The sequence below is a fragment of the Arthrobacter sp. SLBN-83 genome (genome assembly GCF_006715285.1).
Classification (GTDB): domain Bacteria; phylum Actinomycetota; class Actinomycetes; order Actinomycetales; family Micrococcaceae; genus Arthrobacter.
The window spans coordinates 2,253,898-2,277,328 of sequence record NZ_VFMX01000001.1 but is presented as its reverse complement, the minus strand read 5'-3'; the positions used below and the strand labels follow the sequence as shown (position 1 = coordinate 2,277,328).

Below are 23,431 nucleotides of genomic sequence, written 5' to 3'. Positions count from 1 at the left end.
TTTCCGCGACGCAAAAACCATGGCGCTACCGGTATTTCGGTAGCGCCATGGTTTTTGCGCGTCGAAAGTGAATTTGGGCGTCGGAAAGTTCCGCCGCCGGTTAGCCCTGCTTGACCAGTGCTGCTTCGAGGTTGATCTTCACCTTGTCGCTGACCAGCACGCCGCCGGCCTCCAGGGCCGCGTTCCAGGTCAGCCCGAACTCCTTGCGGCTGATCTCGGTTTCGGCGGAGAAGCCGGCGCGGGTGGCGCCGAAGGGGTCAACGGCGACGCCGGTGAACTCCACCTCAAGCTCCACGGGCCGGGTGACGCCCTTGATGGTGAGGTCCCCGGTCAGGGTGTACTCCTCGCCGTCGCCTTCGATGTGGGTGCCGCGGAACGTCATCTCCGGATACTGCTCCACGTCAAAGAAATCCGCCCCGCGCACATGGCCGTCGCGGTTGGCGTCGCCGGAGTTGAAGCTGGCGGTGGAGACCGTGGCGTGCACGGAAGAGTCCGCAAGGGACTGGCCAACGCGCGCCTCCGCCGACGCCTCGGTGAAGCGGCCCCGGACCTTGCTGATCCCGGCATGGCGGACGCTGAAGCCGATCTCGCTGTGGGCCATGTCCAAGGTCCAAGTTCCCGGCGTAAGTTCCTTGGGAAGGGTCATCGCTGTTCTCCTTACTCGTAGGCGCAGGCGCAGGTGCCCGCTAAAAGGCGCAATATTCCAGACGCCCCTAAATATTCCCCACAAAACCCGCAGACATAACAGGGCCCAATGAACCTGAGGCGAATTTCCGGCGTATACATAAGCGTGGCTCTACGACTATTGACCGCACTGGCGCTGTTCATCGATGCCGGCGTCCACTTGTTCCTTGCCCCCGGCTACCAGAACGCCCAACCCGGCACCGTCAGCCAGGGCACGCTGTTCCTCCTCGAAGCTGCCGCGGCCCTGGTGGCCGGCATCTACGTCCTGGTCCGTGGCAGCCGCGCCGCCTACGCCCTGGCCCTGCTGGTGGCACTCAGCGCTTTCGCCGCCGTCGTACTCTACCGGTATGTGGACATCCCGGCGATCGGGCCCATCCCGGCCATGTACGACCCCGTCTGGTTCTTCTCCAAAACCCTCAGCGCCGTTGCCGAAGGGGCCGGGGCCCTGCTGGCACTCGCCGGCCTGGTCCGTGCCGGGGCACAGGGCAAGGTACGACGACGGCAGCAGGCTTCCGGCCGGACGCCGCCGACAGTGAAGATCACCGCTGCCGTTGCCAGGATGCGGGGGGAGGTGCCGATGAGCGCAGCTGAACGGGCAGTGCCGGACGCGCTGGCCACCCTCACCGCTTACGGGCTGGCGGCACTGTGGCTGCTCACCCTGACCCCGTCCGGCCTGGTGGCCCAGTTGGCCGGGCTGGCCGCCGGCACCGTGGTGGCCGGGGCCGCCGTCGGCTCCATCCTGCGGCGCATCCCGCGCTTCTCAACCCCGGCAGACCGCGTCACCCTGCTGCGCGCCGTCCTCGTTGCGCTCTGCGCCGTGCTGGCGGCGGCGCAGCTTTTTTCCGGGCCCCGCGCCGATCTGCTCCTGCCCACGCTGGGCGGCGCCGCGTTCCTCCTGGACGGGGTTGATGGTGCGGTGGCCCGGCGCACCGGCACCTCGTCTGCGGAAGGGGCCCGGTTTGACGGTGCCACGGATGCTGCCCTGGTCCTGGTCCTGTCCGTCGCTGCTGCCGCCGTCGTTGGTCCGTGGACGTTGCTTATTGGGGCCATGTACTACGTGTTCACGGCCGCGGGCTTCTTCCGGCCGCACCTCCGTGCCGCGCTGCCGCCGAGCATGACCCGCAAGGTGATCGGGGCGTTCCAGCCGTTCGCATTGCTGGTGGCGTTGCTCCCCGGGACGCCCCCGGCTGCGGCAGCTGCGGCGCCGGTTCTGGCCCTCGGCCTGCTCGCATTCTCCTTCACGCGCGATGTGGTCCAGCTGGAGAGCCACCACCGGGCCGCGCTTCTGGAGGCCATCCAGTAATTCGCCTACAACAGACTGGCCAGGGCGAGGCCGGCCGCAGCGGCGCCCACCGCGGCTGCCGCAGTCCCGATTCCATTGAGGAGGGCCAGGCCGGTGCGGCCGGACTGGATGAGCCGGACGGTTTCGAAACTGGCGGTGCTGAAGGTGGTGTAGCCGCCCAGGAACCCGGTCCCGGCAATGGCCTGCAGCTCCATTGGCGCGGCATGGAAGATGACTGCCCCCGCGACCAGGCCCAGGAGGAAGGACCCGGTGATGTTGATGGCGATGGTCCCCACCGGCAGGGCGGTGCGCAGTTTGGAACGGACCAGCCCGTCCACGACGAAGCGGGTCCCGGCACCTAAACCGCCGGCCAAGCCCAGCAGGACAATAATCAGCGGGTTCACCGGCCCGCCTCCTGCTGGATGGTTGCCCGGGTGGTTGCCCGGGCATGGTGGCCTGCGGCCAACCAGATTCCTGCCACTGTTGCCGCGGCCCCACCGATCAGGGTGGCGGCGAGGTAGAGCAGCCCGTCGGCGACGCGTCCGGCGTCCAGGAGGGTGTTGGTTTCCAGGGCGAGCGTGCTGTAGGTGGTGAACGCGCCCATGAACCCGGTCCCGGCGAGCAGGCGGATGATCCTGCGCGTTCCGGTATCCGGGCCGCGGCGTACCAGCGCTTCGAGCAGGGCGCCGAGCAGGAGGGCCCCGGCCAGGTTGATGACGAGGGTGGGCAGCGGCCATCCGCCCGGAGCGGGCAACAGCGTGCTGAGCCCGTAGCGGGCCAAGGCGCCAAACACGCCCCCGGCGATCACCACCAGAACATATCCGGGGTGCAGGTGGACCGGGCGGTGGGCGCGGACTTCCCCGAGGGTCCCCGCATCGGGGTCGATATCCGCGGCGGTTTGTTCCCCCATGCCGCCGTCTAGCATGTGGTCCTCTCCTGCAGGTGCCCCCGGGGTGCGGGACGACGCTGCGGTCCCGGGAACAGGCGGTTCCGTCATCGGCCCTCCCTCGGGTGGCGCTTGGCGTGGGGGGCGAGCGGGACCACCAGGACGGGCCGGTGCTGGCGGTGCGTGAGGTGGACGGCGACGGAGCCCACCAGGAGTTCCTCGAAGCGGGCGCCGAACCCGCGTTCCCGGGTGCCGACGACGATGACCGAGGCATCCGTGGATTCCGCCAGCCGTCCCAGTGCCCTTGCCGGGTCCCCGGCCAGGGTCACGAAGGACCAGTCGATACCTGCCCCATGCAAGGCGTCCGCGAGGTGCCCGGAGATGCCGGCACTGATGCCTTCGATGTCGTCGTCAATGCCGTCGGGGTCGATCGGCAGCGCCTCGGCCCGCCCGCCGGGTTCTTCGGCGAGGTAGGTGGTGACGTCAACATAGGCGCAGATCAGTTTCACGCCCAGGCTGTACGCCAGTTCCGCTGCACGGTGTGCCACGGCCAGCGGCTGGCCCGGGACCACCCCCATCAGCACCGGCCCACTCATCTTCCCCGGATGGAAGGCATTGCTTTTGCTCGAAGGGTCGGATGGTTTTTCCGGGTCACTCATATGCGCTCCTGTCGCGTGGGGCAGGATAACCGGGCCGGGATGCGGGCATGGCTCACCTACCTTCGTATCAGCAAAGGTAGGAACCATCAGCCAGGAGGCGGTTCGAACACTGAGCTCCGTGCGTGCGAAGTGTTCCGGCGGGATCCATCACCGTGAACAGAGACTACAGGCACGCCTGCGGAGACCGCCACCCTATGACGTAGGCTGGCTCCGCAGCCCAGGGAAGGGTGTTTGCTACTGTCCCGTCGCCAGGTGCTCCAGCATTGCTTTGGCAACGGCGTCCGGTGAATCCTCAGTGGGGATGTGCTTGCCGTCCACCTCCACCAGGTCTGCGTTGGGGATCTCTTCCACGTACCGGCGGGCAAATTCGATTTTCTGGAAGTCGTCGTCCCGGCCCCACACCAGCCGGGTGGGGATGGCGGCTTCCTTGAGGGCCGGCACCAGGTCCAGGGTGAAGCGCGGATCGGCCGCGGCTGCCATTGCCATCCAGGAACGCCCCCGGGCCGGTGACTGCCACGGCGAAAGGTAGTCCGCCAGTTCCTCCTCGCTCAACGTCCGGATGGCGCAGCCCTGGGTGGACTTGCGGCGGGCAGCGAGGAGGTCCTCTTCGGTGGTGTTTGCCCGCACGTCGGGGTCCCGGAAACGCTCGACGGCGGGAACCGGCCAGGAGTCGAACATGACGGCGTTCATCAGGACCATCTTCCGCACCCTCCCGCTGGTGGCGGCGAGCTGCTGGGCCACGCCGCCGCCTATGTCATGCGCCGCGACGTCAAACCCGCCAATACCCAGGGCGTCCGCAGCCCTAAGCACGGTCTTCGCCAGGGCCGGGACGGTGGCCTGCCCAACGTCCAGCTCTCCCCCGCTCCGGCCGAAGCCCGGAAAGTCCAGCGCGTAACAGCGGCTGTGTTCGCCGAGGGCCGGCAGGACGGGCTGCCACACACGGCTCCAGAAGGTGCCGTGCAGCAGGATCAGCGGCGGGCCGGACTCGTCCCCCGCGGCGAGGTAGGACAGCGGGACGCCGTCCACGTCAACCGCGCGGCGTTCAACGGGCTGGGCCATGGGATGGTCTCCGTTTCGAGGTTGGGTATGACGGTAACTGCGGGGCCTGCCGGTTACGCGGCGAGCACGGCAGGCAGTCCGGTGAGGGCCGGGATGGTGATGTCCGGGGACTGGAAATAGGAGGGGTAGCGGGCACCGGTCCGGTTGATCCACGCGGTCCGCAGCCCGGCTTTGGCTGCCCCATGGATGTCCCAGGGATGCACTGCGACCAGCAGCATTCCCGAAGGAGCGGTTCCGGCCGCTGTTGCCGCGTACTCATAGGCGGGCCTGGCCGGCTTCCAGGCAGGGGCGTCCTCCACGGAGAGAAGCTGCTCGAATTCGTCCCTGACGCCGCCGGCAACCAGCAGTTTGTCGGTGTTGGCCGCGGCGCCGTTGGTCAGGGTGACCAGCCGGTGGCCGGCCGCGGCGAGGGCGCGGATGCCGTCCGGGACGTCCGGGTGAAGGGAGAGGTTCTGCATGGCAGCCATGACGCGTTCGACGGCGGTCTCCAGGTTTCCGGAGATTCCTTCGGCTCCCAGCAGAGTGCGGAGGGCATCGGCGCCGATGGTGGCGAAGGATTCCTTGCCTCCGCTGGCCGCGAGCGCGAACCCGTCCCGCAGGAGCGTGGCGAACCAAAGCTTGGCCAACGCCCGTGGTGCCCCAACCTGGGCGAAAGCCTCGCCCAGCGGGGCCATGTCGGAGAGGGTCTCGTTGACGTCAAAAACAATGACCAACGGTTCGGACATGATGTTCCTTTCCTGTTCCGAAAGGCGCTCCAGCGCTGGGCTGCCTGCTACTTGGCCGGGTACTGGTTGGACCGCAGGAGCCTGGCCAGGTGCACGGCGTTGCGGGCAAGCCCTGCGTTGGTGGAGGCCACCGGGTCCGGCACCTTCTCAAGGTCCTTGAAGTCCACGGTCTGCATGGCCTCCCCCACCCAGTAGGTGCCGCCCTGGGCTGGAAGGCTGAAGCCGACGTCGTTCAGCCCCTGCATCATGTCGGCGATGGTCTTGTGGGCCCCGTCCTCGTTTCCCACCACGGCAACCGTGGCCACCTTGCCGTACATGACCGGCCGGCCGTCGTCGTCCATTTCCGACAGGTCGGCGTCCAGGCGCTCCATGACCTGCTGGGCAACGCTGCAGGGATGACCCATCCAGATGGGGGTGGAGAGGACCAGGATGTCCGCGGCCAGGATCTTTTTGTGGATTGCGGGCCACGCATCGCCGTTGCCCATGTCCACCTGCACGCCGCGCTTCACGTCATGGTCCACGACGCGCAGTGACTCGGTGGCCACCCCGTGGCCTTCCAATTCGTCAAGGATGTGCTGGGCCATCAGTTCACTGCTGGACGGTTCCGGGGAGGGGGTGAGGGTACAGATCAGGGCAAGAGCGGACAGGGTGGACATCAGCGGGGCTCCCTTGATTTTCTCAACCAAAATAGTCAGTCTACTTAGTAGTAGATCACATGGGGCCCTTCCGCACTACGGCTGGCCGCCGTGACCCACAACGTTCCGCGAGCCGGGCAAGGAGACGTCCAACGAAGCCGAAGGCGATGCCCGAAAGAACGATTCGCGTGCCTGCAGCACTGCGGATCCTTTTGGGTTCGCTTCTCCTGGGCGTGCTGCTCGTGGCCGCAGCCTCCTACTCGCAGGGCACCCGGTACGCGCTGGTGGCGGAGCCTGCTCCGGCACTGTCCGCCGTGCAGCACGCAGCCGCCGCCCACTTCCATGAGCCCCTTAACGCCGCGGCCGGCGCGGAACTGCTCCACCCGGCGTCGTCCGCTCACGCCAGGGATGGCCATGACGCATCCTGCCCCGGGGACTCGCCGCAGCACCGCGCGTGCTGCGACCGCTACCCCGCTTCACGCAGCGAACCCGCGCCAACGAAGGTGGCCGCGCCGGACCCGTCCACAGTCGCCGTGGCTGCCGGGCAGCAGCACGTGCTGCAGGTGGCGCAGGAGCCCGAGCCCCGGCGGCAGGCACTGACGCTGGACCAGCTCTCCATCAGCCGGACGTAAACGGGCACTTCAGCCTGCCCACCATCCACTGACCACAACCGGAATCGAGAGAGCCCAATGACCCCCGTACAGTCCATGCTGGACACCTACCCCAAAGACCTCGGCAACCTGGACAAGGACAAGCTCGCCGCATGCATCCAGGCCTGCTTCGAATGCGCCCAAACCTGCACCGCCTGCGCCGACGCCTGCCTAAGCGAGGACATGGTGGCGGAACTGACCAAGTGCATCCGCACCAACCTCGACTGCGCGGACATCTGCGCCACCACCGGCAACATCCTTTCCCGCCACACCGGCTACGACGCCAACATCACCCGGGCAGTCCTGGAAGCCTGCCGGGCCGCGTGCAAGGCGTGTGGGGACGAGTGCGGCGGGCACGCCTCCATGCATGAGCACTGCCGCGTCTGCGCCGAATCCTGCCGCCGCTGTGAGCAGGCCTGCCCCGACCTTCTCGCATCATTGGGCTGATCTGCGGGCGACCGGCCGCGGCATTTAAACCAAGCAACGCTGGGCCCCACCGTCACGGCGGGCCCCAGCGTCGTGGTTTGGCGTGCGGACCGTTTACTCCCCTGTACCGCCCAGGCTGGCGAGCGCCTTGCGCAGGCGGCTGCCGGCGTCGTCCGCTACTTCCTTAACGGAAGGTGCGCTGCTGAGCTGAACCATGGTTTGCGGGTCGATCGCCTCCACTGTGGTCGCCTCGGCAGAGCCGTTGCGGCGAACCACGACATTGCAGGGCAGCAGGGCGCCCATTTCCGGTTCGGCGGCGAGGGCGCGGCTGGCAAGGGCCGGGTTGCAGGCGCCAAGGATGACGTAATCCCCGACGGCGTCCGCGGCTTCAGCGCCAAGCTTGGCTTTGAAGATGGACCGGACGTTGATTTCCGTCAGGATGCCGAACCCCTGCGCGGCAAGGGCTTCACGGGTGCGTTCCACGGCTTCGGCCCAGGGAAGGGAGACGGCAGTGGCCAGGGTGTAGGTCATGGTGCTCCTTGAGGTTGTTGCCGGTCCGCTGATGGGGCGTTGAATTATGCCAGGGAGAGGAAGAGCTTCTCCAGGTCCTTCCGGTCCATGGTTTCGTCCTTTTGGACGATGCACTGCTCCAGGCCGGTGGCGATGATGGCGAAGCCGGCGCGGTCCAGGGCCTTGGACACGGCCGCCAACTGGGTGACGACGTCCTTGCAGTCCCGGCCTTCCTCGAGCATCCGGGTCACGGCGGCGAGCTGGCCCTGGGCACGCTTGAGGCGGTTGATCACGGGCGTGAGTTCGGTGGGGTTCAGTTCCATAAGGGGTCTCCATTGATGAGGGGCTTGCCCTCAACTATATACCCCCGTGGGTGTTTTGAGTACCCCCGGGGGTATCTGTAATACTCGGTGGGGTATTCATCCGACCCCTTCCGAGAGGCCACTTATGACTTCCCCTTCCAAGGCAACCGCCGTCACCGCACTCGCCCCCGAAACGCTCCAGTCCTGGATCCAAGAGCACCAGGACCTGGTGGTGATCGACGTTCGCTCTGCCGCCGAGTTCGAGTCCATGCACATCCGCGGCTCCTACAACGTGCCGCTCCCGCTGCTCTCCGAGCACACTGATGAACTCGCCGCCCGGCTGGGTTCACGCGTGGTCCTGGTCTGCCAGTCCGGCGTCCGCGCCGAGCAGGCCCGCCAACGCATGGCCACCGTTGGCCTGGACACCGCGTACGTCCTCACCGGCGGGGTTCCCGGCTTCGCTGCCGCCGGCGGCGACGTGGTCAAGGGCAAGGACCGCTGGGATCTGGAGCGCCAGGTCCGCCTGGCCGCCGGCTCCCTGGTGATGCTTGGCCTGGCCGGCGGCAAGTTCGTCTCGCCCAAGGTGCGCATGCTGGCAGGCGCCATCGGCACCGGACTGACGTTCTCGGCTGCGACCAACACCTGCGCCATGGGCAAGGCCCTGTCCGCCATGCCGTGGAACAAGGCCGCCAAGGAACCCACCCGCGAAAGCGCCATCCTGCAGCTTCCCGTGCAGACGGCTGAAGAGGGCGCTGCGGCATGATCCCGGCCCTGGGTCTGGGGCTCGTCGTCGGCGTCGTACTGGGCGTAGTGGGCGGCGGCGGGTCCATCATCGCCGTTCCAGCGCTGGTGTACGGCGTGGGCATGAGCCCCGCCCAGGCCATTCCCACCTCCCTGCTGGTGGTGGGAATCTCCTCACTGGCCGCTTTGCTCCCCCGCCTCCGCGAAGGCCTGAACTGGCCGGTGATCGCCCTGGTGGGTGCCGCCGGCATCCCGGCGGCCTGGGCCGGCGCGGCAGTGGGCAAGCTGCTGGATCCCAACATCCTGATGCTCGCCTTCGCCGTGATCATGGTGGTGGCGGGCATCCGGATGCTCAAGAAGCCCCGGGAAACCGAGGGATCCTGCAGCATCGGCCCAAACCGGGCCTTCCGGTCCTGCGCCCCGAAGGCCGTAGGCGTCGGACTGCTCGTCGGGTTCCTCACCGGACTGCTCGGCGTGGGCGGCGGATTCCTGATCACCCCCGCACTGACCATCTTCCTGGGCCTGCGGATGAAGCAGGCCGTAGGAACCTCCCTGGCGATCATCGTCATCAACTCGGCCGCCGGGTTCAGCGCCCACGCGGCCGGCTACACCATCGACTGGGCCACCACCCTGGCCTTCGCGGTACCGGCCATCCTGGGCTCCATCTTCGCCGCCCGGCTGGCCCGCCGCCTGCACGACAAGCACATCCGCATCTCATTCGCGGTACTCATCTTCGCCGTCGCGGCGTGGGTCACCGCCGGCACGGTCACCGCCTGACCCCTTTCCAACAGGAGCACAACATGGGACTTCTCGATTCCCTTAAGAAGGCCTTCAGCAAGCCCTACAAGACGATTTCCGTGGCGCAGGCCAAGGAACTCCTGGGCTCCGGCGCAACGCTGATCGATGTCAGGTCCGCCCAGGAGTGGCGCACCGGCCGCGCACCCCAGGCCAAACACGTTCCCCTGGACCGGCTGCAGACCAGCACTGCCGGCATCCAGAAAGCCCGCCCGGTGATTGCCGTCTGCGCCTCCGGCGTCCGTTCTGCCTCGGCGGCCAGGCTCCTGGCCGCCAAGGGATATGACGCCTACTCCGTGCGCGGCGGCATGGCCGCCTGGCGCCAGGCCGGCGAAGCCGTCCGCTGACCCAACTCCACCCCACCAGCCGCAACCCACTTCAAAGGAGAACTCCCATGGCTGAAATCACCATCACCGAGACCGACCAGCGCCGCTCCACCGCGCGCATCCTGGATGTCCGCGAGGACTTTGAAGTCGCCGAGGGCATGATCCCCGGCGCCCTGCACATCCCGATGGGCCAGCTGCAGGCCCGCCTGGGCGAGCTCGATCCGGCCGTGCCCGTGATCGCCGTCTGCCGCAGCGGCAACCGCAGCGCCGCCGTCGCCGATGCCCTCAACGGCGTCGGTTACAAGGCAGACACCATGGCCGGCGGCATGCCTGGACCCGCGCAGGACTTCCCACCACCTAAGCCCCGCCCTGCCCTTTGGCGGCAGCAGCAAACCCAGGGCAACCACCCAACTTCGCCCGAAAGGACACGACAGACCATGGCAACCGCCGACATCACCCAGCAATCCTTCGCCCAGACCCTGGAGGACAACGACATTGTCTTCGTGGACTTCTGGGCAGCATGGTGCGGCCCCTGCCGCATGTTCGCCCCCACCTACGGCGCCGCCGCAGAACGGCACCCGGACATCACCTTCGCCAAGGTGGACACCGAAGCCGAGCAGGCACTCGCCGCCGCGGCAAACATCACCTCGATCCCCACGCTGATGGCCTTCAAGGACAAGACTTTGGTCTTCTCACAGCCCGGAGCCCTCAACACCACCGGCCTCGAGGAAGTCATCCAGGCCGTCAAGAACCTGGACATGGACAAGCTCCGCGCAGAGGCAGCCCAGCAGCACGCCTGACCTGCAGTCAATAACCGCGCGCATCCATCGTTGCGGTATACCCCCCCGGGGTATCTATACTGGATGCAGAACAACTTCCCATCCCCTTTCAACTGAAGGAGAGCACCACATGCTTATCGAGCGCATTTACGACGAAGACCTGGCCCAGGCCAGCTACCTGATCGGCTGCCAGGCCAAGGGCGAAGCCATTGTGGTGGACGGCCGCCGCGACATCGCCGTCTACCAGGACCTTGCCGCCAAGAACGGCATGAAGATCGTGGCCGTCACCGAGACCCACATCCACGCCGACTACCTCTCCGGCACCCGCGAACTGGCGGCCGCCACCGGCGCCAAGATCTACGTCTCCGGCGAAGGCGGCCCGGACTGGCAGTACGAGTTCGACAGCGAGCGGCTGTACGACGGCGACGCCATTACCCTGGGAAACATCAGCATCAAGGCGGTCCACACCCCCGGACACACCCCCGAGCACCTGTCCTTCCTGGTGACCGACGGCGCGTTCAGCGACAAGCCCGGCTACCTGCTCTCCGGAGACTTCGTCTTCTCCGGCGACCTGGGCCGCCCGGACCTGCTGGATGAAGCCGCCGGCGGCATCGACACCCGCTTCGAGGGCGCCAAGCAGCTCTTCGCCAGCCTGCGCGACAAGTTCCTCACCCTGCCCGACTACGTCCAGGTCCACCCCGCCCACGGCGCCGGCAGCGCCTGCGGCAAGGCCCTCGGCGCCATCCCGTCCTCCACAGTGGGCTACGAACGCCTCTACGCCTGGTGGGGCCCCTACCTCGCCGCCAACGACGAGCAGGGCTTCATCGACGAACTCCTCGACGGCCAGCCCGACGCGCACGCCTACTTCGGCCGCATGAAGCGCGAAAACCGCGTTGGCCCGGACGTCATGGGCGAGCGCGCACCGCTGAAGGAACTGGAAACCGCCGTCGTGGCTGAAGGCCTGGCGGAAGACACGCTGACCTTCATCGACACCCGCTCAAACAGCGAGGTCCACGAAGGCACCGTGGTCCGCTCCCTCAACGTTCCGGCCGGCAAGTCCGTTGCCAGCTATGGCGCCTGGGTGGTGAACCCGGAGACGGACAAGAACCCGCTGGTGCTGTTGGCCAAGGACCAGGAGCAGGCGCAGGACATGTGGGACCACCTGGTCCGCGTGGGCATCGACAACGTGGCCGGCTACCTGACCAGCATCGAGGGACTGCCCACCTTCACCCCCAAGCTGATCCAGCCGGAGGAACTCGAAGGCTTCGACGCAGCCATGGTCCTGGACGTCCGCAACAAGACCGAGCACAAGGCCGGGCACGTCCCGGGCTCGTACCAGCTCAGCGGCGGCCGCGTCATGTGGCACCTCGATGAGCTGCCGGCCGGAGGCACCATCGTGTCCTACTGCCAGTCCGGCGTCCGGAACTCCGTAGCAGCCAGCGCCCTGCGCCGCGCCGGGTACGACGTCGTCGAACTGGACGGCAGCTACGCAGCCTGGAACTCCTGGCAGAACAGCGTCCCCGCGGTCTAGCCAGGACCCCGCAAGACCACCCGGGCAGGACCCCCCTCCTGCCCGGGTTCCGGTCCGGTTGCGTCCCCAGCGCATCCGGACCCGGCCCGGGCGTGCCCCCACACGCCCGGCCACCCTTTTGTCCAAAACAGAACGGAAACCACTCGATGACCGGCACAGCACTCCCGCGCCACAGCAGCGAACCAGCGCCTGCTGTTCTGGGCCTGCGGCAGAACCTGGCGCAGTTCATGCTGCTGGTTGCCGTCAATGCGCTGGTGGGCGGCACCCTGGGCCAGGAACGCACGGTCCTGCCCCTGCTGGCCTCGCAGGAATTCCACCTCGACCTCTACACGAGCGCGCTGACGTACATCCTGGCCTTCGGCCTGTCCAAGGCCGCGATGAACTACTTCGCCGGCACCCTCTCTGACCGGTACGGCCGCAAACCCGTCCTGATGGCAGGCTGGCTGGCAGCGGTGCCTGTACCGATCATGCTCATCTTCGGCCCGTCCTGGGGTTGGATCGTGGCGGCCAACGTGCTGCTGGGCATCAGCCAGGGCCTCACCTGGTCCACCGCCGTGATCATGAAAATGGACTTGGTGGGCCCCAAGCAGCGCGGCCTGGCCATGGGCTTCAACGAGGCCGCGGGCTACCTGGGCGTGGCCGTCACAGCATTGGCCACCGGCTACCTGGCCACCGCTTTCGGCCTGCGTCCTGCCCCGTTCCTGCTGGGCGCCGCGTACATCGCCCTGGGCCTGGGGCTGACGGTCCTGGCCGTGAAGGAAACCCACCACCACGCCAGGACCGAGGCCTCCCAGCACGCCAGCAGCCAGGACAGCGCGCACGTCGGCCTCACCACGGGCCAGGTCTTCGTCCTCACCAGCTTCAAGGACCGCTCACTTTCCGCAGCCAGCCAGGCCGGCCTGGTAAACAACCTCAACGACGGCTTGGCCTGGGGCCTCTTCCCCGTCCTGTTCGCCGGCGCGGGGCTGAGCCTTGGCCAGATCGGCATCCTGGCCGCCGCCTACCCCGCCGCCTGGGGTGCCGCGCAGCTGGTCACCGGCGCCGCCTCCGACCGCTGGGGCCGCAAGTGGTTCATCACCGCCGGAATGCTGGTCCAGGCCGCCGCCCTGTGGATCATCGCCGCAGCGCACGGCTTTGGGCCCTGGCTGGCCGCCGCCGTCGTCCTTGGCCTCGGTACCGCCCTGGTCTACCCCACCCTGCTGGCCGCCATCGGGGACGTGGCCCACCCTGCCTGGCGGGCCCGCTCGGTGGGCGTCTACCGGCTATGGCGCGACGGCGGTTTCGCCGTGGGTGCCCTGCTGTCCGGTGTCCTTGCCGACCTCTACGGCATCCCCGCAGCCATCGCCGCCGTCGCGGTCCTTACCGCAGCGTCCGGCGTCGTGGTTGCCGTCCGGATGCGCGGCAACGACCACGCCCTGCGGTAGGGGCAGGCTCAGGACTCGAAGAAGGTGCTTGTGGCAGAGCCGTCGATGCCGGCAACGACGGAGCGGGCCACATCATGGAGCTTTTCATTCCGGGTGCTGGAGACGTCACGCAGCAAATTGAAGGCTTCGTCTCCGGAGCAGCGGCTCTGGGCCATGATGATGCCCCGCGCCATGTCGATGGCCGTCCGATGGCTCATGGCTGCCTCAAGGTCCTCTGCCTTCAATTCCGCCCCGGCAATCCTCAGCCCCAGCCGAAGCGCACGGGCGGCTATGTGGGCGAACTCCTCGGCATCCTTCGAGACCTCCGCGGTAAACACTCCGGCCCCCGCGGCAAAGAAGTTCAAGGCGGCCGACGCTTCGCTGCCTAAATCGAGCGGAACGCCAAGGACACTGTCAAAGCTCGTGGCTTCCAATTCCTTCCGGAAGGCCGGCCACCTTGCATCGGACGGGGCGTCCAGAAGCTCAGGCTCCCCGCTCTGCATCGCGTCAGTACAGGGTCCGTCCGCCAGACGTTGCTCATGGCCGTCCAGCAGGATTGCCTCATCATCGCTGCCCGCGATTGTAGGGGGCCGCCTTCTCCGGTAAAGGGTGACGGCACATTCAACCTGCGTGCCGGCGGTCCTGGTCATCGCGGCTGCAGCGATACCGGTGATGCCGTCCAGGAGTCCCCTGATGTCGTCCATCTCGGCAACAAGATCGTGCAACTGCTCGAAATTACTCGCATCGTCACGTTCCATGGAGGCATTTTAAGCCACTCCTCCACGTCAAATCAGCCCGCCGTCTACGGTTGCAGGCCTCCAGGGGGCCATCAGCCCGCCGGCGCAACGAACCGCCGGATCTCCTCCGCCATCCGCTGGGCCTGTGTCCAGTGCAGGTAGTGGCCGCCTTCCAGGGGCAGGACCTGGTGCCGGGTGACATTCTTCAACAGGTTCTCCGCGGCTGCGGTCTTGGTGGCGGTCCTGTCATTCTTCTCATCGGCAATGAAGGCCAGGACCGGCAGGTCGGCGGGATAGGTGACACCCCGGAGGGCAGCAGCGTTGTTGGCGATACGGGCAGTTTCATCAGCCACGGCTGGATTGCCTACGTTCCAGAGCATCATGGTGCGCATCCGCTGCAGCTCCTCATCCGAATAGGCGCTGCTGTCCGGGTCCACCAGGCCGGGCGCCAGCGTGGCCGCCACGCGGACAATCCCGGTGGCAGCCAGCAGCTTTATCCAGTTGATGCCCTGCTGCGGCTCCGCCACGGGCCCGTCCCCTGGCTTGGGAATGGTGGCGTCGATGCCCACCACCGCGGAAACCTCGGAGCGGTACCTGTTGGCGTAATCCAGCAGGTAGAACCCGGCGATGGAGTGCCCCGCCAGGATGTAGGGCTGCCGGACCTGGAGCTTGGCCAGCACCTCGTGCAGCTCGTTGCTGATGTGCTCGTTGGTCCGGGCGCTTGCCTCCATGTCGCTGTAGCCGTACCCGAACCCTTCCACCACAATGACGTCGAAGCCCTTGAGCTCGCGCATCAAGGGCGCGAAGTCCAGTCCTGGCGCGGCGGTTCCCAGGCCGCTGAGGAGGATAATGGGCTGGCCTTGGGCGGTCCCGCCGCCGTCGTCCCCGCCCCGGACCACATTCAAGGATCCACCGGCCACCGCCACCCGCTCGCCGTAAGGCGCCATGGTTGCCTTCTCCCGCTGCTCCAGGAGGAGGTTGGCAACGGTGGAAACGAGGACCAGGCCAAGGACAACCAGCGCCGCGATCCCCAGGCGGCGCGGCCACCGCCGTCGCCGCCGTGGCTTCACAGGGTTCTGCCCGCGGTCCTTCGCCGGGGTTCCCACCGCAGCGTCACCCGTGGGCAGCGACGTAGGTGACCAGCCCGTCCACGGTGGCCACGGCAGGGTAGTCGGCCTCCGGGATGTCCACGCCGGTGGTCTCCGCGATCACCTCCACCAGGCGGAGGAAATCCAGCGAGTCCAGTTCCAGGTCCTGGCGGAGCCTGGCGCCGTCCTCCAGGTCTTCGGGTTCGACGTCGGGCGCTACTTTCCCGATCGCGGCCTCCACCGCCTGGCGCGCATCCTGTTCGTTCACCGCTCCTCCTCGTTCACAGCTTCTCCGGCGCCTGCAGCAGTTCGTCGATGCGGGCCAGGAACCGGCCGCCGCGCAGCCCGTCGCTCACCCGGTGGTCCGCGGACAAGGTGGCGATGGCGGCATGCCGGATGCCGAGCATCCCGTTGCGCGCCCACGGCTGCTCCAGGACCTTGCCGAATCCCACCATGGCCACCTGCGGCGGGTAGATCACCCCGTACACACTTTCAACGCCGAGATCCCCCAGGTTGGTCACCGTGATGGTGGGATCGGCCATCTCCGCGCGCTGCAGCCGGCCCGCCCGGGCCCGGCCCACCAGGTCACGCAGCTGGTCCATGAGTTCGTCCAGGCTGAGGGTGTCGGCGTCGTGCAGGGCCGGGGCCACCAGCCCGCCGTGCCGCAGCGCCACGGCGATGCCCAGGTGCACCTCGTTGCTGGGGTGGAACGCGCCCTTTGTGTAGAAGCCGTTCATGTCCGGCACCTCCTTGGCCGCGAGCGCGGTGGCCTTCAGCAGCAGGGCGGACGGCACCAGCCGCGACGACACCGGCCGCTGCTGGTTTGCCGCCTGCATCCAGGCCATCGCCGCCGCCAGGTCCAGGGTGGTGGACAGGTAGTAGTGCGGGATCTCCTTCTTGGACCGGGACATCAGCGCGCCCACCGCCTGCCGCAGGCTCTCCGCCTTGCCGCCGGACGCCGTCGGGCGTTTCCCCCGTGGCGCCTCTTCCGCGGCTTCGGGCGCGGGCTCCGGGGCGGGAGCTTCCGACGGCGGTGCTTCCGCCGGCTTTTCCGCCACGTGTTCCCTGGCTGGCCGGCCCCTGGGCGGGACCGCGGAGAGCACGTCGTCCTCCGTTACCGCGCCACCGGGGCCTGTTCCGTTCACGTCGTGCAGGTTGACGCCCAGTTCGGCCGCGAGCCGCCGCGCAAGCGGCGACGACCGCACCCGCCTGGCTTCGGCGGGTGGCGGCGCTTCCGGCGCTTCAGGCGTGGGGGCTTCCTGCGGCGCCGCTGGGGTGACGGACGCAGCAGCGGCGCGTTCGACGTCGGCCCGCACCACCTCGCCGCCGGGCCCGCTTCCGGTGAGGCGTCCGACGTCGACCCCCAGCGTGTGCGCAAGGTGCCGGACCGGCGGGGAAGCTTTGGCGCCCGGCTCCGGGTGCCCGGCCTCGGCACCGGGGTGAGCGGGCGTTGACTCCCGGGCTGCCAAAGGTGAGCGGGCGTCGGGGGAAAGGGGGCCGGAAGTGAGCGGGGGTTGCGGGACTTCGGCGGGGGTGGCTGTGATCCGGGCGATCGGGGTGCCCACTTCAACGGTGTCGCCGATGTCCACCAGGAATTCGGCCACCACGCCTTCCTGGAACGACTCGATATCCATCACGGTCTTGTCCGTGTCCACGGCGGCCACCAGATCGCCCTTGTGGACGTAGTCCCCGGGCTTGACCAGCCACTCCACCACCTTGCCGTGCTCCATGTCCGCGCCCAGGGACGGCATCCGGAACTCAGCCACCGGCGCCCACGGCCCTTCGCGCGGCTGCCATGACCCGCGTCACCGAGGGCAGCGCCGCCTGTTCCAGGTGCTTGGCGTACGGGACGGGCACCTCCTCGCTGCATACCCGTTCCACCGGGGCGTCCAGGTCGAAGAAGGCCTGTTCGCTGATCCTCGCGGCGATCTCCGCAGAGATGCTGCCGCTGCGCCAGCCCTCGTCCACCACCACCGCCCGGTGCGTCCTGGCCACACTGTCCAGGAGGGTATGCGTATCCAACGGGCGGAGGGTGCGCAGGTCGATCACATCAGACCCGATACCCTCGCCGGACAGCTGGTCCGCGGCCTCCAGCACGAGGGGCAGCGTGCCACCGTAGGTGATGAGCGTGACCGTGTCGCCGCTTCCGTCCGCCTGCCGCAGGACCGCCGCCTTGTCGATGCCCACGGCACCGGCGTCCTCGTCGAGTTCACCGGCCACGTTGTACAGCGAGCCGTGCTCGAAAATCAGCACGGGGTCCGGGTCCTGCAGCGCGGTCCACAGCATGCCGCGCGCATCGGCCAAGGTGGCCGGGGCCAGGATCCGGAGGCCGGGGATGTGCGCGTACCAGCCCTCCAGGCTGTGCGAGTGCTGGGCGCCCAACTGCCGGCCGGCGCCGGTGGTCATCCGGATGACGATGGGCACGTTGAACTGGCCGCCGGACATGTGCAGCAGGGTGGCGGCGTTGTTGATGATCTGGTCCAGCGCCAGCAGGCTGAAGTTGACGGTCATGATTTCGACGACGGGACGCATCCCGCCCAGCGCCGCGCCGATGCCTGCGCCCACGAACCCGGACTCGGAGAGGGGTGTATCGCGGATCCGTTCCGGCCCGAACTCCTCCAGCAGGCCCAGGCTGACGGCGAAGCTGCCGCCGTACCGGCCCACATCCTCGCCCATCAGGAACACGCGTTCGTCGCGCTGCATGGCGTCGCGGAGGGCCGCGCGCATGGCTTCCCGGTATGTGGTTTTCATCCTGCCGCCCCGCCTTTCGTTGGCTCCTTGCTGATGTCCGTCCCACTGTTGTTTTCTTCCGGCCGGTCGCTGTACACGAACCGGGCGAGTTCGGACACCGGTTCCGGCGTCCCGTTTTCGGCGAATCCGACGGCGGTGCTGATCTCCGCGTCCACGTCCGCCTGCAGCCCGGCCCACTCGTCGTCCCGGAGTTGCCCGGCAGCCTGCATGGCGCCCTGCAGCAGGCTGATGGGGTCCCGTTCCATCCACTGCGCCACCTCGGACTTCTCCCGGTAAAGCTCGGGGTCGAACATGGAGTGCGCGCGGAAGCGGTAGGTGCGCAGTTCAAGGAAGTGCGGGCCGCCGCCGGACCGCACCGCGTCCACCGCGCGCCGGGCGGCTTCCTCCACGGCCAGCACGTCCATGCCATCCACGGCCCACGCCGGGATTTCGTACCCGGCGGCCTTGAGCGCGATGTCGGTTTGCGATTCGGAGCGGCCCAGTGCGGTTCCCATGGCGTAGAGATTGTTTTCGCAGCAGAACAGCACCGGCAGCTGCCACAGCGCGGCCAGGTTCATGCTTTCGTGGAACTCGCCTTCGGCCACGGCGCCCTCGCCGAAGAAGCAGACGGTGACCTGCTGGCGGCCGGCCATCCGGTCCGCGAGCGCCAGGCCGACGGCGAGCGGCAGCCCGCCTGCCACGATCGCGTTTCCGCCGTAGAAGCGGGTGGCGGCGTCGAAGAGATGCATGGAACCGCCGCGGCCCCGGCAGCAGCCCTCGGCGTGGCCGTACATTTCGGCAAGGATGGCGCCGGCGGAGACGCCGCGCAGCAGGGCATGCCCGTGTTCGCGGTAGGTGGCCACCACGGCGTCCTCCGGCGCCAGGGCCTCCATCACCCCGGCCGCCACGGCTTCCTCGCCGATATAGACATGCAGGAAACCGCGGATCTTGGCGGCGCTGTACAGCTCGATGCATTTCTCCTCGAGCCGGCGCACCCGCACCATCTGCCGCAGGAGGTGCATCGCGTGCCCCGCATCCGGGACGCCCTGGTTCCTGAGGGTGGTCATGGCTGGTCCTTCAGGGTCGCTGCCGGTCCCGCCGGGGATTCCAGCGTGGAGGTGTCGCCTTCGGGCAGCCCCAATTCCCGGGCTTTGAGGAGCCGGCGCAGGATCTTGCCGCTGCGGGTCTTGGGCAGGGTGGCGGTGAAGTCCAGCAGCCTTGGCGCGACGGCGGCGCCGAGGCGTTTCCGGGCGAAGCCGATGATGTCCAGCTGCAGCTCCTCGCTGGGCTCGTGGCCACGCCTGAGTTCCACGAAGGCCTTCACCACTTCCCCGGCCACCGGGTCCGGCACGCCGATCACGCCCGCTTCGGCCACGGCCGGGTGTTCCATCAGGCAGCTCTCCACTTCGAAGGGGCCGATCAGGTGGCCGGAGGACTTGATCACGTCGTCGCCGCGGCCAACGAACCAGAAGTAGCCGTCGCCGTCGCGCTTTGCCAGGTCCCCTGTGAGGTACCAGCCGCCGGCGAAGCAGCGCTTGTACCGCTCTTCCTCATTGAGGTAGCCACGGAACATAGACGGCCAGCCGGGGCGCAGTGCCAGCTCCCCCATGGTGTCCGGCTCTTCGACCAGGACTGCCTGGCCGTCCTTGATGATGGCCTTGCCGTCGGCATCGCGGGCCACCAGGGCCGCCTCGATGCCGGGCAGCGGCCGGCCCATGGAGCCGGGGCGGATGTCCATGGCGGGATAGTTGGCGATCATGATCCCGCCGGTCTCGGTCTGCCACCAGTTGTCGTGGACCGGCAGGCCCAGCACATCCTGGCCCCACACCACCGCCTCCGGGTTCAGCGGCTCCCCCACGCTGGCGATGAAGCGCAGCGCGGAGAGGTCATGCCCGGCGGCCCGTTCGCCGCCGGCCTTCATGAGCATCCGCAGGGCCGTGGGCGCGGTGTACCAGACGGTGACGTGCTGCTCCGCGAGGATGCGGTACCAGCGGTCGGCGTCCAGTTCCTCCTCATCCACGACGGCGGTGACCCCGTGCACCAGCGGCGCGATGATGCCGTAGGACATGCCGGTCACCCAGCCGGGATCCGCGGTGCACCAGTAGATGTCGTCCGGGTGCAGGTCCAGCGCGAAGCGGCCCGTGGCGTAGTGGGCGGCGACGGCGTCGTGGACGTGGATGGCGCCCTTTGGCGTGCCCGTGGTGCCGCTGGTGAAGTGCAGCAGGGCCATGTCCCCGGGCTGTGTGTCCGCGACCTCCGCGATGGGGTCAACCTGGGCCAGGAGTGCGGCGAGGTCCAGGGTTCCAGGTTCCATCCGGCCGTCCGCATCCACCAGCAGCACGTGGCGGAGTTCGGGCAGGGAGTCCCGCACCGGCGCCACCTTCTTGCGGTACAGGGCCCTGGTGGTCACCAGCACCCTGCCGGTGCCCAGGTGCAGCCGTTGCCGCACGGGCTCTGGGCCAAAGGCGGAAAAGAGCGGGCAGAAGACGCTGCCGTTCTTGAAGGTGCCCAGCACGGCGGCATACAGGTCGGGGCTGCGGCCCAGCAGCGAGAAGACCCGCTCCCCGCGCTCAACCCCCAGGCCCTGCAGCACTGCCGCGAACCTGCCGGAGAGCTCCGCAAGGCGCCCGTAGCTCAGGGACCAGGTGCCGCCGTCGGCCTTGACAAAGCGCAGGGCCTCCCTGCCGCCGCGGCCCTCCGCCACGTGGCGGTCAACGGCCTCGTAGGCGATGTTCAGCCCCCGTCCGCCGGGCAGCCCGGCCAGCGCCTGCCGGGCCTGGTCCCAGGTGAAGTCGCGCCGGGCGGCGTCGTAATCGAGCATGTTGGGCTGCACCGGAAAGGCAGCCACGTCCTTGGTGATGGCGGGCCAGCGGGTGGAACCTTCAACTCCGGTGGTCATGCTGCTCCTTCATGGCTAGAACCCCGTGGGCTCGGTTTCGAGTTCGGGTTCGCCGGGCTGGTACTCGTGGTGCAGCGGCCGCAGCGCCTCGCTCCCCGGATGCCAGAACAGCGCGTCGTAGCGTTCCCCCATCTGCGTGGGCACGTAGTTGCCCCGCTCCCGGTGCGGGTTGTACACCACCCCGATGGCCCGGTGTCCCCGCCAGGACGTAAGCCAGGGCCCGGTCCTGTCGGCGCCGAACACCAGCACTGACGGCTCCGCCAGCGCCTCGTTCAGGAGGTCCTCGTGGCTCCCGTGCACGGCGGCCGGCACATCCATCACCCACTCCGGCGAGCCCCAGGACTCCGCGGCGGTGACGGAGCCGGCGTAGGACGCGAACCCGGCCAGCACCACTTCCCCGGGGTGCCGCTGGCGGACCAGCTGCCCGATGTTGACCATGCCGTCATGCGCCATGTCCGTGGCCCGGGCGTCACCCACGTGCGTGTTGTGCGCCCACACCAGCCCCTTCGATGCCGGTCCGTGGTGTCGCGCAACCCGGTCAATGGTGTCGCTCATGTGGTGGTCCCGGATGTTCCAGGACTGCTGGTCGCCGCGCACCATGGTCCGGTAGTAGCGCTCGGCGTTGGTGGCCACAATGGCGTTCTGGATGGCGTCGAAGGCAGCGGGATCGTCCTGCATCCGGCCCAGCGTCCGCCGCCGGACCTCCGCCAGCAGCGCCACCACGTCCCCCTCGCAGGACCGCGGCACCAGCCGGCTGCTCAAGGCATACCGCTGGGGGTCCTCCCGGTACGGGATGAAGCAGTGCCAGGCCTGCAGGGCCGCCGGGAGGGCGTCCTCGGCGTTGGCCTCCAGCCAGGTGAGGAACCCGGCCACCTCCTGGTTGGCCCACATCCACGTGGGCCAGCGCTCAAAGCCTGAGAGCAGCCGGCGGGCATCCATGTCCTGGCCGGCCTCGCCCCGAACCCAGCGGTTGATCCGCCAGCAGTCCGGCCAGTCCCCTTCCACCCCAATCCACGTGAAGCCGTACTCCTCGATCAGCCGCCGGCTGAGCAGCGCCCGCCAGTGGTAGTACTCCCGGGTGCCGTGCGATGCCTCGCCCAGGCACACGAACCTGGCGGGGGCAGCGAGGCGGACCAGGGGTTCAAGGTCGTCTGCCGTGGCCAGGGGCTGGGCGAGGCTGCGGATCTGGCCGGTTTCAGCCGCCCGTTCCGCCGCCCGCTCCGCCCAGCGGCCGTCAGCGTTCATTCCTGGACTCCGGCATGGACCGCCCCACCGGCGCGGGCAGGAGGTACTGCCGGAACCAGTCCGCGGCAAGGGTGGCGGCCATGGCCAGGGTGCCGGGCTCTTCGAACAAGTGCGTGGCGCCCGGGACAATCTCGAGCCGGGTGGGTGCCTGCATCTGCGCCATGGCCTGGCGGTTGAGGGCCAGCACCTGGGTGTCTGCGCCGCCAACGATCAGGAGCGTGGGTGCCTTCACGGCGGCCAGCCGCGGTCCGGCCAGGTCCGGCCGTCCACCCCGGGAAACCACGGCTTCAACCTGGGCCCCGGGCTCTGCGGCGGCCCACAGCGCGGCGCCCGCGCCGGTGCTGGCACCGAAATAGCCGATGCGCCCGGCGGAGCCGTCATGCCGTGCCTCCAGCCAATGGGTGGCGGAGGAAAGGCGGTGCGCCAGCAGGCCGATGTCGAACACGTTGGCCCGGTTGACCTCCTCCTCCGGGGTCAGCAGGTCAAGCAGCAGGGTGCCCAGGCCGGCCCCGTGCAGCACTGAGGCGACGAAGCGGTTGCGGGGGCTGTGCCGGCTGCTGCCACTGCCATGGGCGAAGAGGACGGTTCCGTCGCACCTGGCCGGAAGGTAGAGGCTGCCGCGCAGCACCACCCTTCCTGCCGGAATTTCCACATCCTGTTCCAGGCTGCCGTCCCCGCCTTCCTCGGTACGGTGCCGGGCCGGGGAGGCGGCCGCGTCCAGCAGCTGCACCACCTCGCCATCCTCTGTGGGCGAGAAGTCGTGGTAGTAGTAGCCCACGGCCTGGAAGTCCTGGGGCGAGAGCAGGCAGACGACGTCGTCCGGTTCCTTCAGCTCCACGATGGCGCGGGCGGGGGCCACCGGAACGGCAAGGATCACTTTCGCCGCGCCAAGGTGCCGGGCCACCTGGCAGGCTGCCCTGGCTGTGGACCCGGTGGCGATGCCGTCATCCACGATGATCACCGTGCGGCCGGTGAGGTTGAGGCGCGGGCGTCCCTGCCGGAACCGGGCCACCCTGCTTTCGAGCAGGGCTCGTTCCTGCCGTTCCACCTGCTGCAGGTCCTCCTGGGAAACCCGTGCCATGGAAATGGTGCGTGGATCCAGGACGCGGACCCCGCCCTCCCCGATGGCACCCATTGCCACTTCGGGCTGGAACGGAACACCAAGTTTCCGCACCACGATGACGTCCAGCGGTGCCTCGAGGGCCTTGGCCACCTCGAACGCCACCGGGACACCGCCGCGGGGCAGGCCCAGCACCACCACGTCCCGTCCGCGCAGGCCGGCAAGCCGTTTGCCCAGCCGCCGCCCGGCGTCGGGCCTGTCATGAAACGCAACCATAGC

The 23,431-nt window shown here is 68.5% G+C and carries 27 protein-coding genes, 1 pseudogene and 1 riboswitch; of the genes and pseudogenes, 10 read left to right on the top strand and 18 right to left on the bottom strand.

Annotated elements, in window-relative coordinates; all coding sequences use genetic code 11:
* Positions 1-100: 100 nt before the first annotated feature.
* Complete coding sequence (locus tag FBY30_RS10505; RefSeq protein WP_142132817.1) at positions 101-646, bottom strand: YceI family protein; 546 nt, start codon at positions 644-646, stop codon at positions 101-103.
* Positions 647-790: 144 nt separating this feature from the next.
* Between FBY30_RS10505 and FBY30_RS20965 the strand changes: the two genes are divergently transcribed.
* Complete coding sequence (locus FBY30_RS20965; protein ID WP_235009404.1) at positions 791-1,987, top strand: CDP-alcohol phosphatidyltransferase family protein; 1,197 nt, start codon at positions 791-793, stop codon at positions 1,985-1,987.
* 5 nt (positions 1,988-1,992) lie between these two features.
* Here FBY30_RS20965 and FBY30_RS10490 read toward each other — a convergent pair whose 3' ends face one another.
* From FBY30_RS10490 to FBY30_RS10465, 6 genes are all read right to left on the bottom strand, one after another.
* Entirely contained in the window at positions 1,993-2,361 is a 369-nt protein-coding gene (locus tag FBY30_RS10490; RefSeq protein ID WP_142135139.1) for a FluC/FEX family fluoride channel, read from the bottom strand.
* Between the two features lie 5 nt (positions 2,362-2,366).
* Positions 2,367-2,963, bottom strand: a complete 597-nt coding sequence (locus FBY30_RS10485) for a fluoride efflux transporter FluC (protein ID WP_327437006.1) — start codon at positions 2,961-2,963, stop codon at positions 2,367-2,369.
* Positions 2,960-3,511 (bottom strand): universal stress protein, encoded by a 552-nt coding sequence (locus FBY30_RS10480; protein ID WP_142132816.1) that lies wholly within the window; start codon positions 3,509-3,511, stop codon positions 2,960-2,962. The genes FBY30_RS10485 and FBY30_RS10480 overlap by 4 nt, the downstream gene beginning before the upstream one ends.
* 70 nt (positions 3,512-3,581) lie before the next feature.
* Positions 3,582-3,672, bottom strand: a riboswitch (Fluoride riboswitch).
* A gap of 73 nt (positions 3,673-3,745) precedes the next feature.
* Positions 3,746-4,570 (bottom strand): alpha/beta fold hydrolase, encoded by an 825-nt coding sequence (locus tag FBY30_RS10475; protein WP_142132815.1) that lies wholly within the window; start codon positions 4,568-4,570, stop codon positions 3,746-3,748.
* A 53-nt stretch (positions 4,571-4,623) separates the two neighbouring features.
* The gene (locus tag FBY30_RS10470) at positions 4,624-5,295 is read right to left on the bottom strand and encodes a haloacid dehalogenase type II (protein WP_142132814.1); all 672 of its coding nucleotides are present in this window, start codon (positions 5,293-5,295) and stop codon (positions 4,624-4,626) included.
* Between the two features lie 47 nt (positions 5,296-5,342).
* Entirely contained in the window at positions 5,343-5,951 is a 609-nt protein-coding gene (locus FBY30_RS10465; protein ID WP_142135135.1) for a flavodoxin family protein, read from the bottom strand.
* Between the two features lie 167 nt (positions 5,952-6,118).
* Between FBY30_RS10465 and FBY30_RS10460 the strand changes: the two genes are divergently transcribed.
* Together FBY30_RS10460 and FBY30_RS10455 are read left to right on the top strand one after the other, a co-directional pair.
* Positions 6,119-6,562 carry a hypothetical protein gene (locus FBY30_RS10460; protein ID WP_142132813.1) on the top strand — a complete coding sequence of 148 codons (444 nt, stop codon included), beginning with the start codon at positions 6,119-6,121 and terminating at the stop codon, positions 6,560-6,562.
* 57 nt (positions 6,563-6,619) lie between these two features.
* On the top strand, positions 6,620-7,027 hold the full coding sequence (locus FBY30_RS10455; RefSeq protein WP_142132812.1) for a four-helix bundle copper-binding protein: 408 nt from the start codon (positions 6,620-6,622) through the stop codon (positions 7,025-7,027).
* Between the two features lie 93 nt (positions 7,028-7,120).
* Here the strand turns inward: FBY30_RS10455 and FBY30_RS10450 are convergent, their stop codons facing one another.
* On the bottom strand, positions 7,121-7,537 hold the full coding sequence (locus FBY30_RS10450) for a DUF302 domain-containing protein (protein WP_142132811.1): 417 nt from the start codon (positions 7,535-7,537) through the stop codon (positions 7,121-7,123).
* Positions 7,538-7,581: 44 nt separating this feature from the next.
* Positions 7,582-7,839: a metal-sensitive transcriptional regulator gene (locus tag FBY30_RS10445; RefSeq protein WP_043452296.1), complete on the bottom strand. Its 258-nt coding sequence runs from the start codon at positions 7,837-7,839 to the stop codon at positions 7,582-7,584.
* A gap of 124 nt (positions 7,840-7,963) precedes the next feature.
* On the opposite strand from FBY30_RS10445, the gene FBY30_RS10440 reads away from it, so the two are divergent.
* The 7 genes and pseudogenes from FBY30_RS10440 (at position 7,964) to FBY30_RS10410 (ending at position 13,414) form a co-directional block, all read left to right on the top strand.
* On the top strand, positions 7,964-8,581 hold the full coding sequence (locus FBY30_RS10440; RefSeq protein WP_142132810.1) for a rhodanese-like domain-containing protein: 618 nt from the start codon (positions 7,964-7,966) through the stop codon (positions 8,579-8,581).
* Positions 8,578-9,336, top strand: coding sequence for a sulfite exporter TauE/SafE family protein (locus FBY30_RS10435; RefSeq protein ID WP_142132809.1), 759 nt, complete (start codon positions 8,578-8,580; stop codon positions 9,334-9,336). The genes FBY30_RS10440 and FBY30_RS10435 overlap by 4 nt, the downstream gene beginning before the upstream one ends.
* Before the next feature lie 23 nt (positions 9,337-9,359).
* The gene (locus FBY30_RS10430) at positions 9,360-9,701 is read left to right on the top strand and encodes a rhodanese-like domain-containing protein (RefSeq protein WP_142132808.1); all 342 of its coding nucleotides are present in this window, start codon (positions 9,360-9,362) and stop codon (positions 9,699-9,701) included.
* Positions 9,702-9,748: 47 nt separating this feature from the next.
* Positions 9,749-9,949, top strand: a pseudogene (locus FBY30_RS21175) (rhodanese-like domain-containing protein); the annotation flags it as partial.
* Between the two features lie 168 nt (positions 9,950-10,117).
* Entirely contained in the window at positions 10,118-10,480 is a 363-nt protein-coding gene (trxA, locus tag FBY30_RS10420) for a thioredoxin (protein WP_142132807.1), read from the top strand.
* A gap of 109 nt (positions 10,481-10,589) precedes the next feature.
* Positions 10,590-11,990: an MBL fold metallo-hydrolase gene (locus tag FBY30_RS10415; protein ID WP_142132806.1), complete on the top strand. Its 1,401-nt coding sequence runs from the start codon at positions 10,590-10,592 to the stop codon at positions 11,988-11,990.
* Between the two features lie 146 nt (positions 11,991-12,136).
* Entirely contained in the window at positions 12,137-13,414 is a 1,278-nt protein-coding gene (locus tag FBY30_RS10410; RefSeq protein WP_142132805.1) for an MFS transporter, read from the top strand.
* A gap of 8 nt (positions 13,415-13,422) precedes the next feature.
* Here the strand turns inward: FBY30_RS10410 and FBY30_RS10405 are convergent, their stop codons facing one another.
* The 9 genes from FBY30_RS10405 to FBY30_RS10365 all read right to left on the bottom strand — a co-directional run bounded on the left by FBY30_RS10405 (position 13,423) and on the right by FBY30_RS10365 (position 23,428).
* Positions 13,423-14,151 (bottom strand): GAF and ANTAR domain-containing protein, encoded by a 729-nt coding sequence (locus FBY30_RS10405; RefSeq protein WP_142132804.1) that lies wholly within the window; start codon positions 14,149-14,151, stop codon positions 13,423-13,425.
* A 71-nt stretch (positions 14,152-14,222) separates the two neighbouring features.
* Positions 14,223-15,236, bottom strand: a complete 1,014-nt coding sequence (locus FBY30_RS10400) for an alpha/beta fold hydrolase (RefSeq protein ID WP_235009403.1) — start codon at positions 15,234-15,236, stop codon at positions 14,223-14,225.
* A 7-nt stretch (positions 15,237-15,243) separates the two neighbouring features.
* Positions 15,244-15,486, bottom strand: coding sequence for an acyl carrier protein (locus FBY30_RS10395; RefSeq protein ID WP_142132803.1), 243 nt, complete (start codon positions 15,484-15,486; stop codon positions 15,244-15,246).
* Positions 15,487-15,499: 13 nt separating this feature from the next.
* Entirely contained in the window at positions 15,500-16,984 is a 1,485-nt protein-coding gene (locus FBY30_RS10390) for a 2-oxo acid dehydrogenase subunit E2 (RefSeq protein WP_142132802.1), read from the bottom strand.
* Positions 16,977-17,969: an alpha-ketoacid dehydrogenase subunit beta gene (locus tag FBY30_RS10385; protein ID WP_142132801.1), complete on the bottom strand. Its 993-nt coding sequence runs from the start codon at positions 17,967-17,969 to the stop codon at positions 16,977-16,979. Before FBY30_RS10385 ends, FBY30_RS10390 begins: the two co-directional genes overlap by 8 nt.
* Positions 17,966-19,015, bottom strand: coding sequence for a pyruvate dehydrogenase (acetyl-transferring) E1 component subunit alpha (pdhA, locus tag FBY30_RS10380; protein ID WP_142132800.1), 1,050 nt, complete (start codon positions 19,013-19,015; stop codon positions 17,966-17,968). Before pdhA ends, FBY30_RS10385 begins: the two co-directional genes overlap by 4 nt.
* Entirely contained in the window at positions 19,012-20,847 is a 1,836-nt protein-coding gene (acsA, locus tag FBY30_RS10375) for an acetate--CoA ligase (RefSeq protein ID WP_142132799.1), read from the bottom strand. The genes pdhA and acsA overlap by 4 nt, the downstream gene beginning before the upstream one ends.
* Before the next feature lie 15 nt (positions 20,848-20,862).
* The gene (locus tag FBY30_RS10370) at positions 20,863-22,092 is read right to left on the bottom strand and encodes an erythromycin esterase family protein (protein ID WP_142132798.1); all 1,230 of its coding nucleotides are present in this window, start codon (positions 22,090-22,092) and stop codon (positions 20,863-20,865) included.
* Entirely contained in the window at positions 22,082-23,428 is a 1,347-nt protein-coding gene (locus tag FBY30_RS10365; protein WP_142132797.1) for a phosphoribosyltransferase, read from the bottom strand. The genes FBY30_RS10370 and FBY30_RS10365 overlap by 11 nt, the downstream gene beginning before the upstream one ends.
* Positions 23,429-23,431 lie beyond the last annotated feature (3 nt).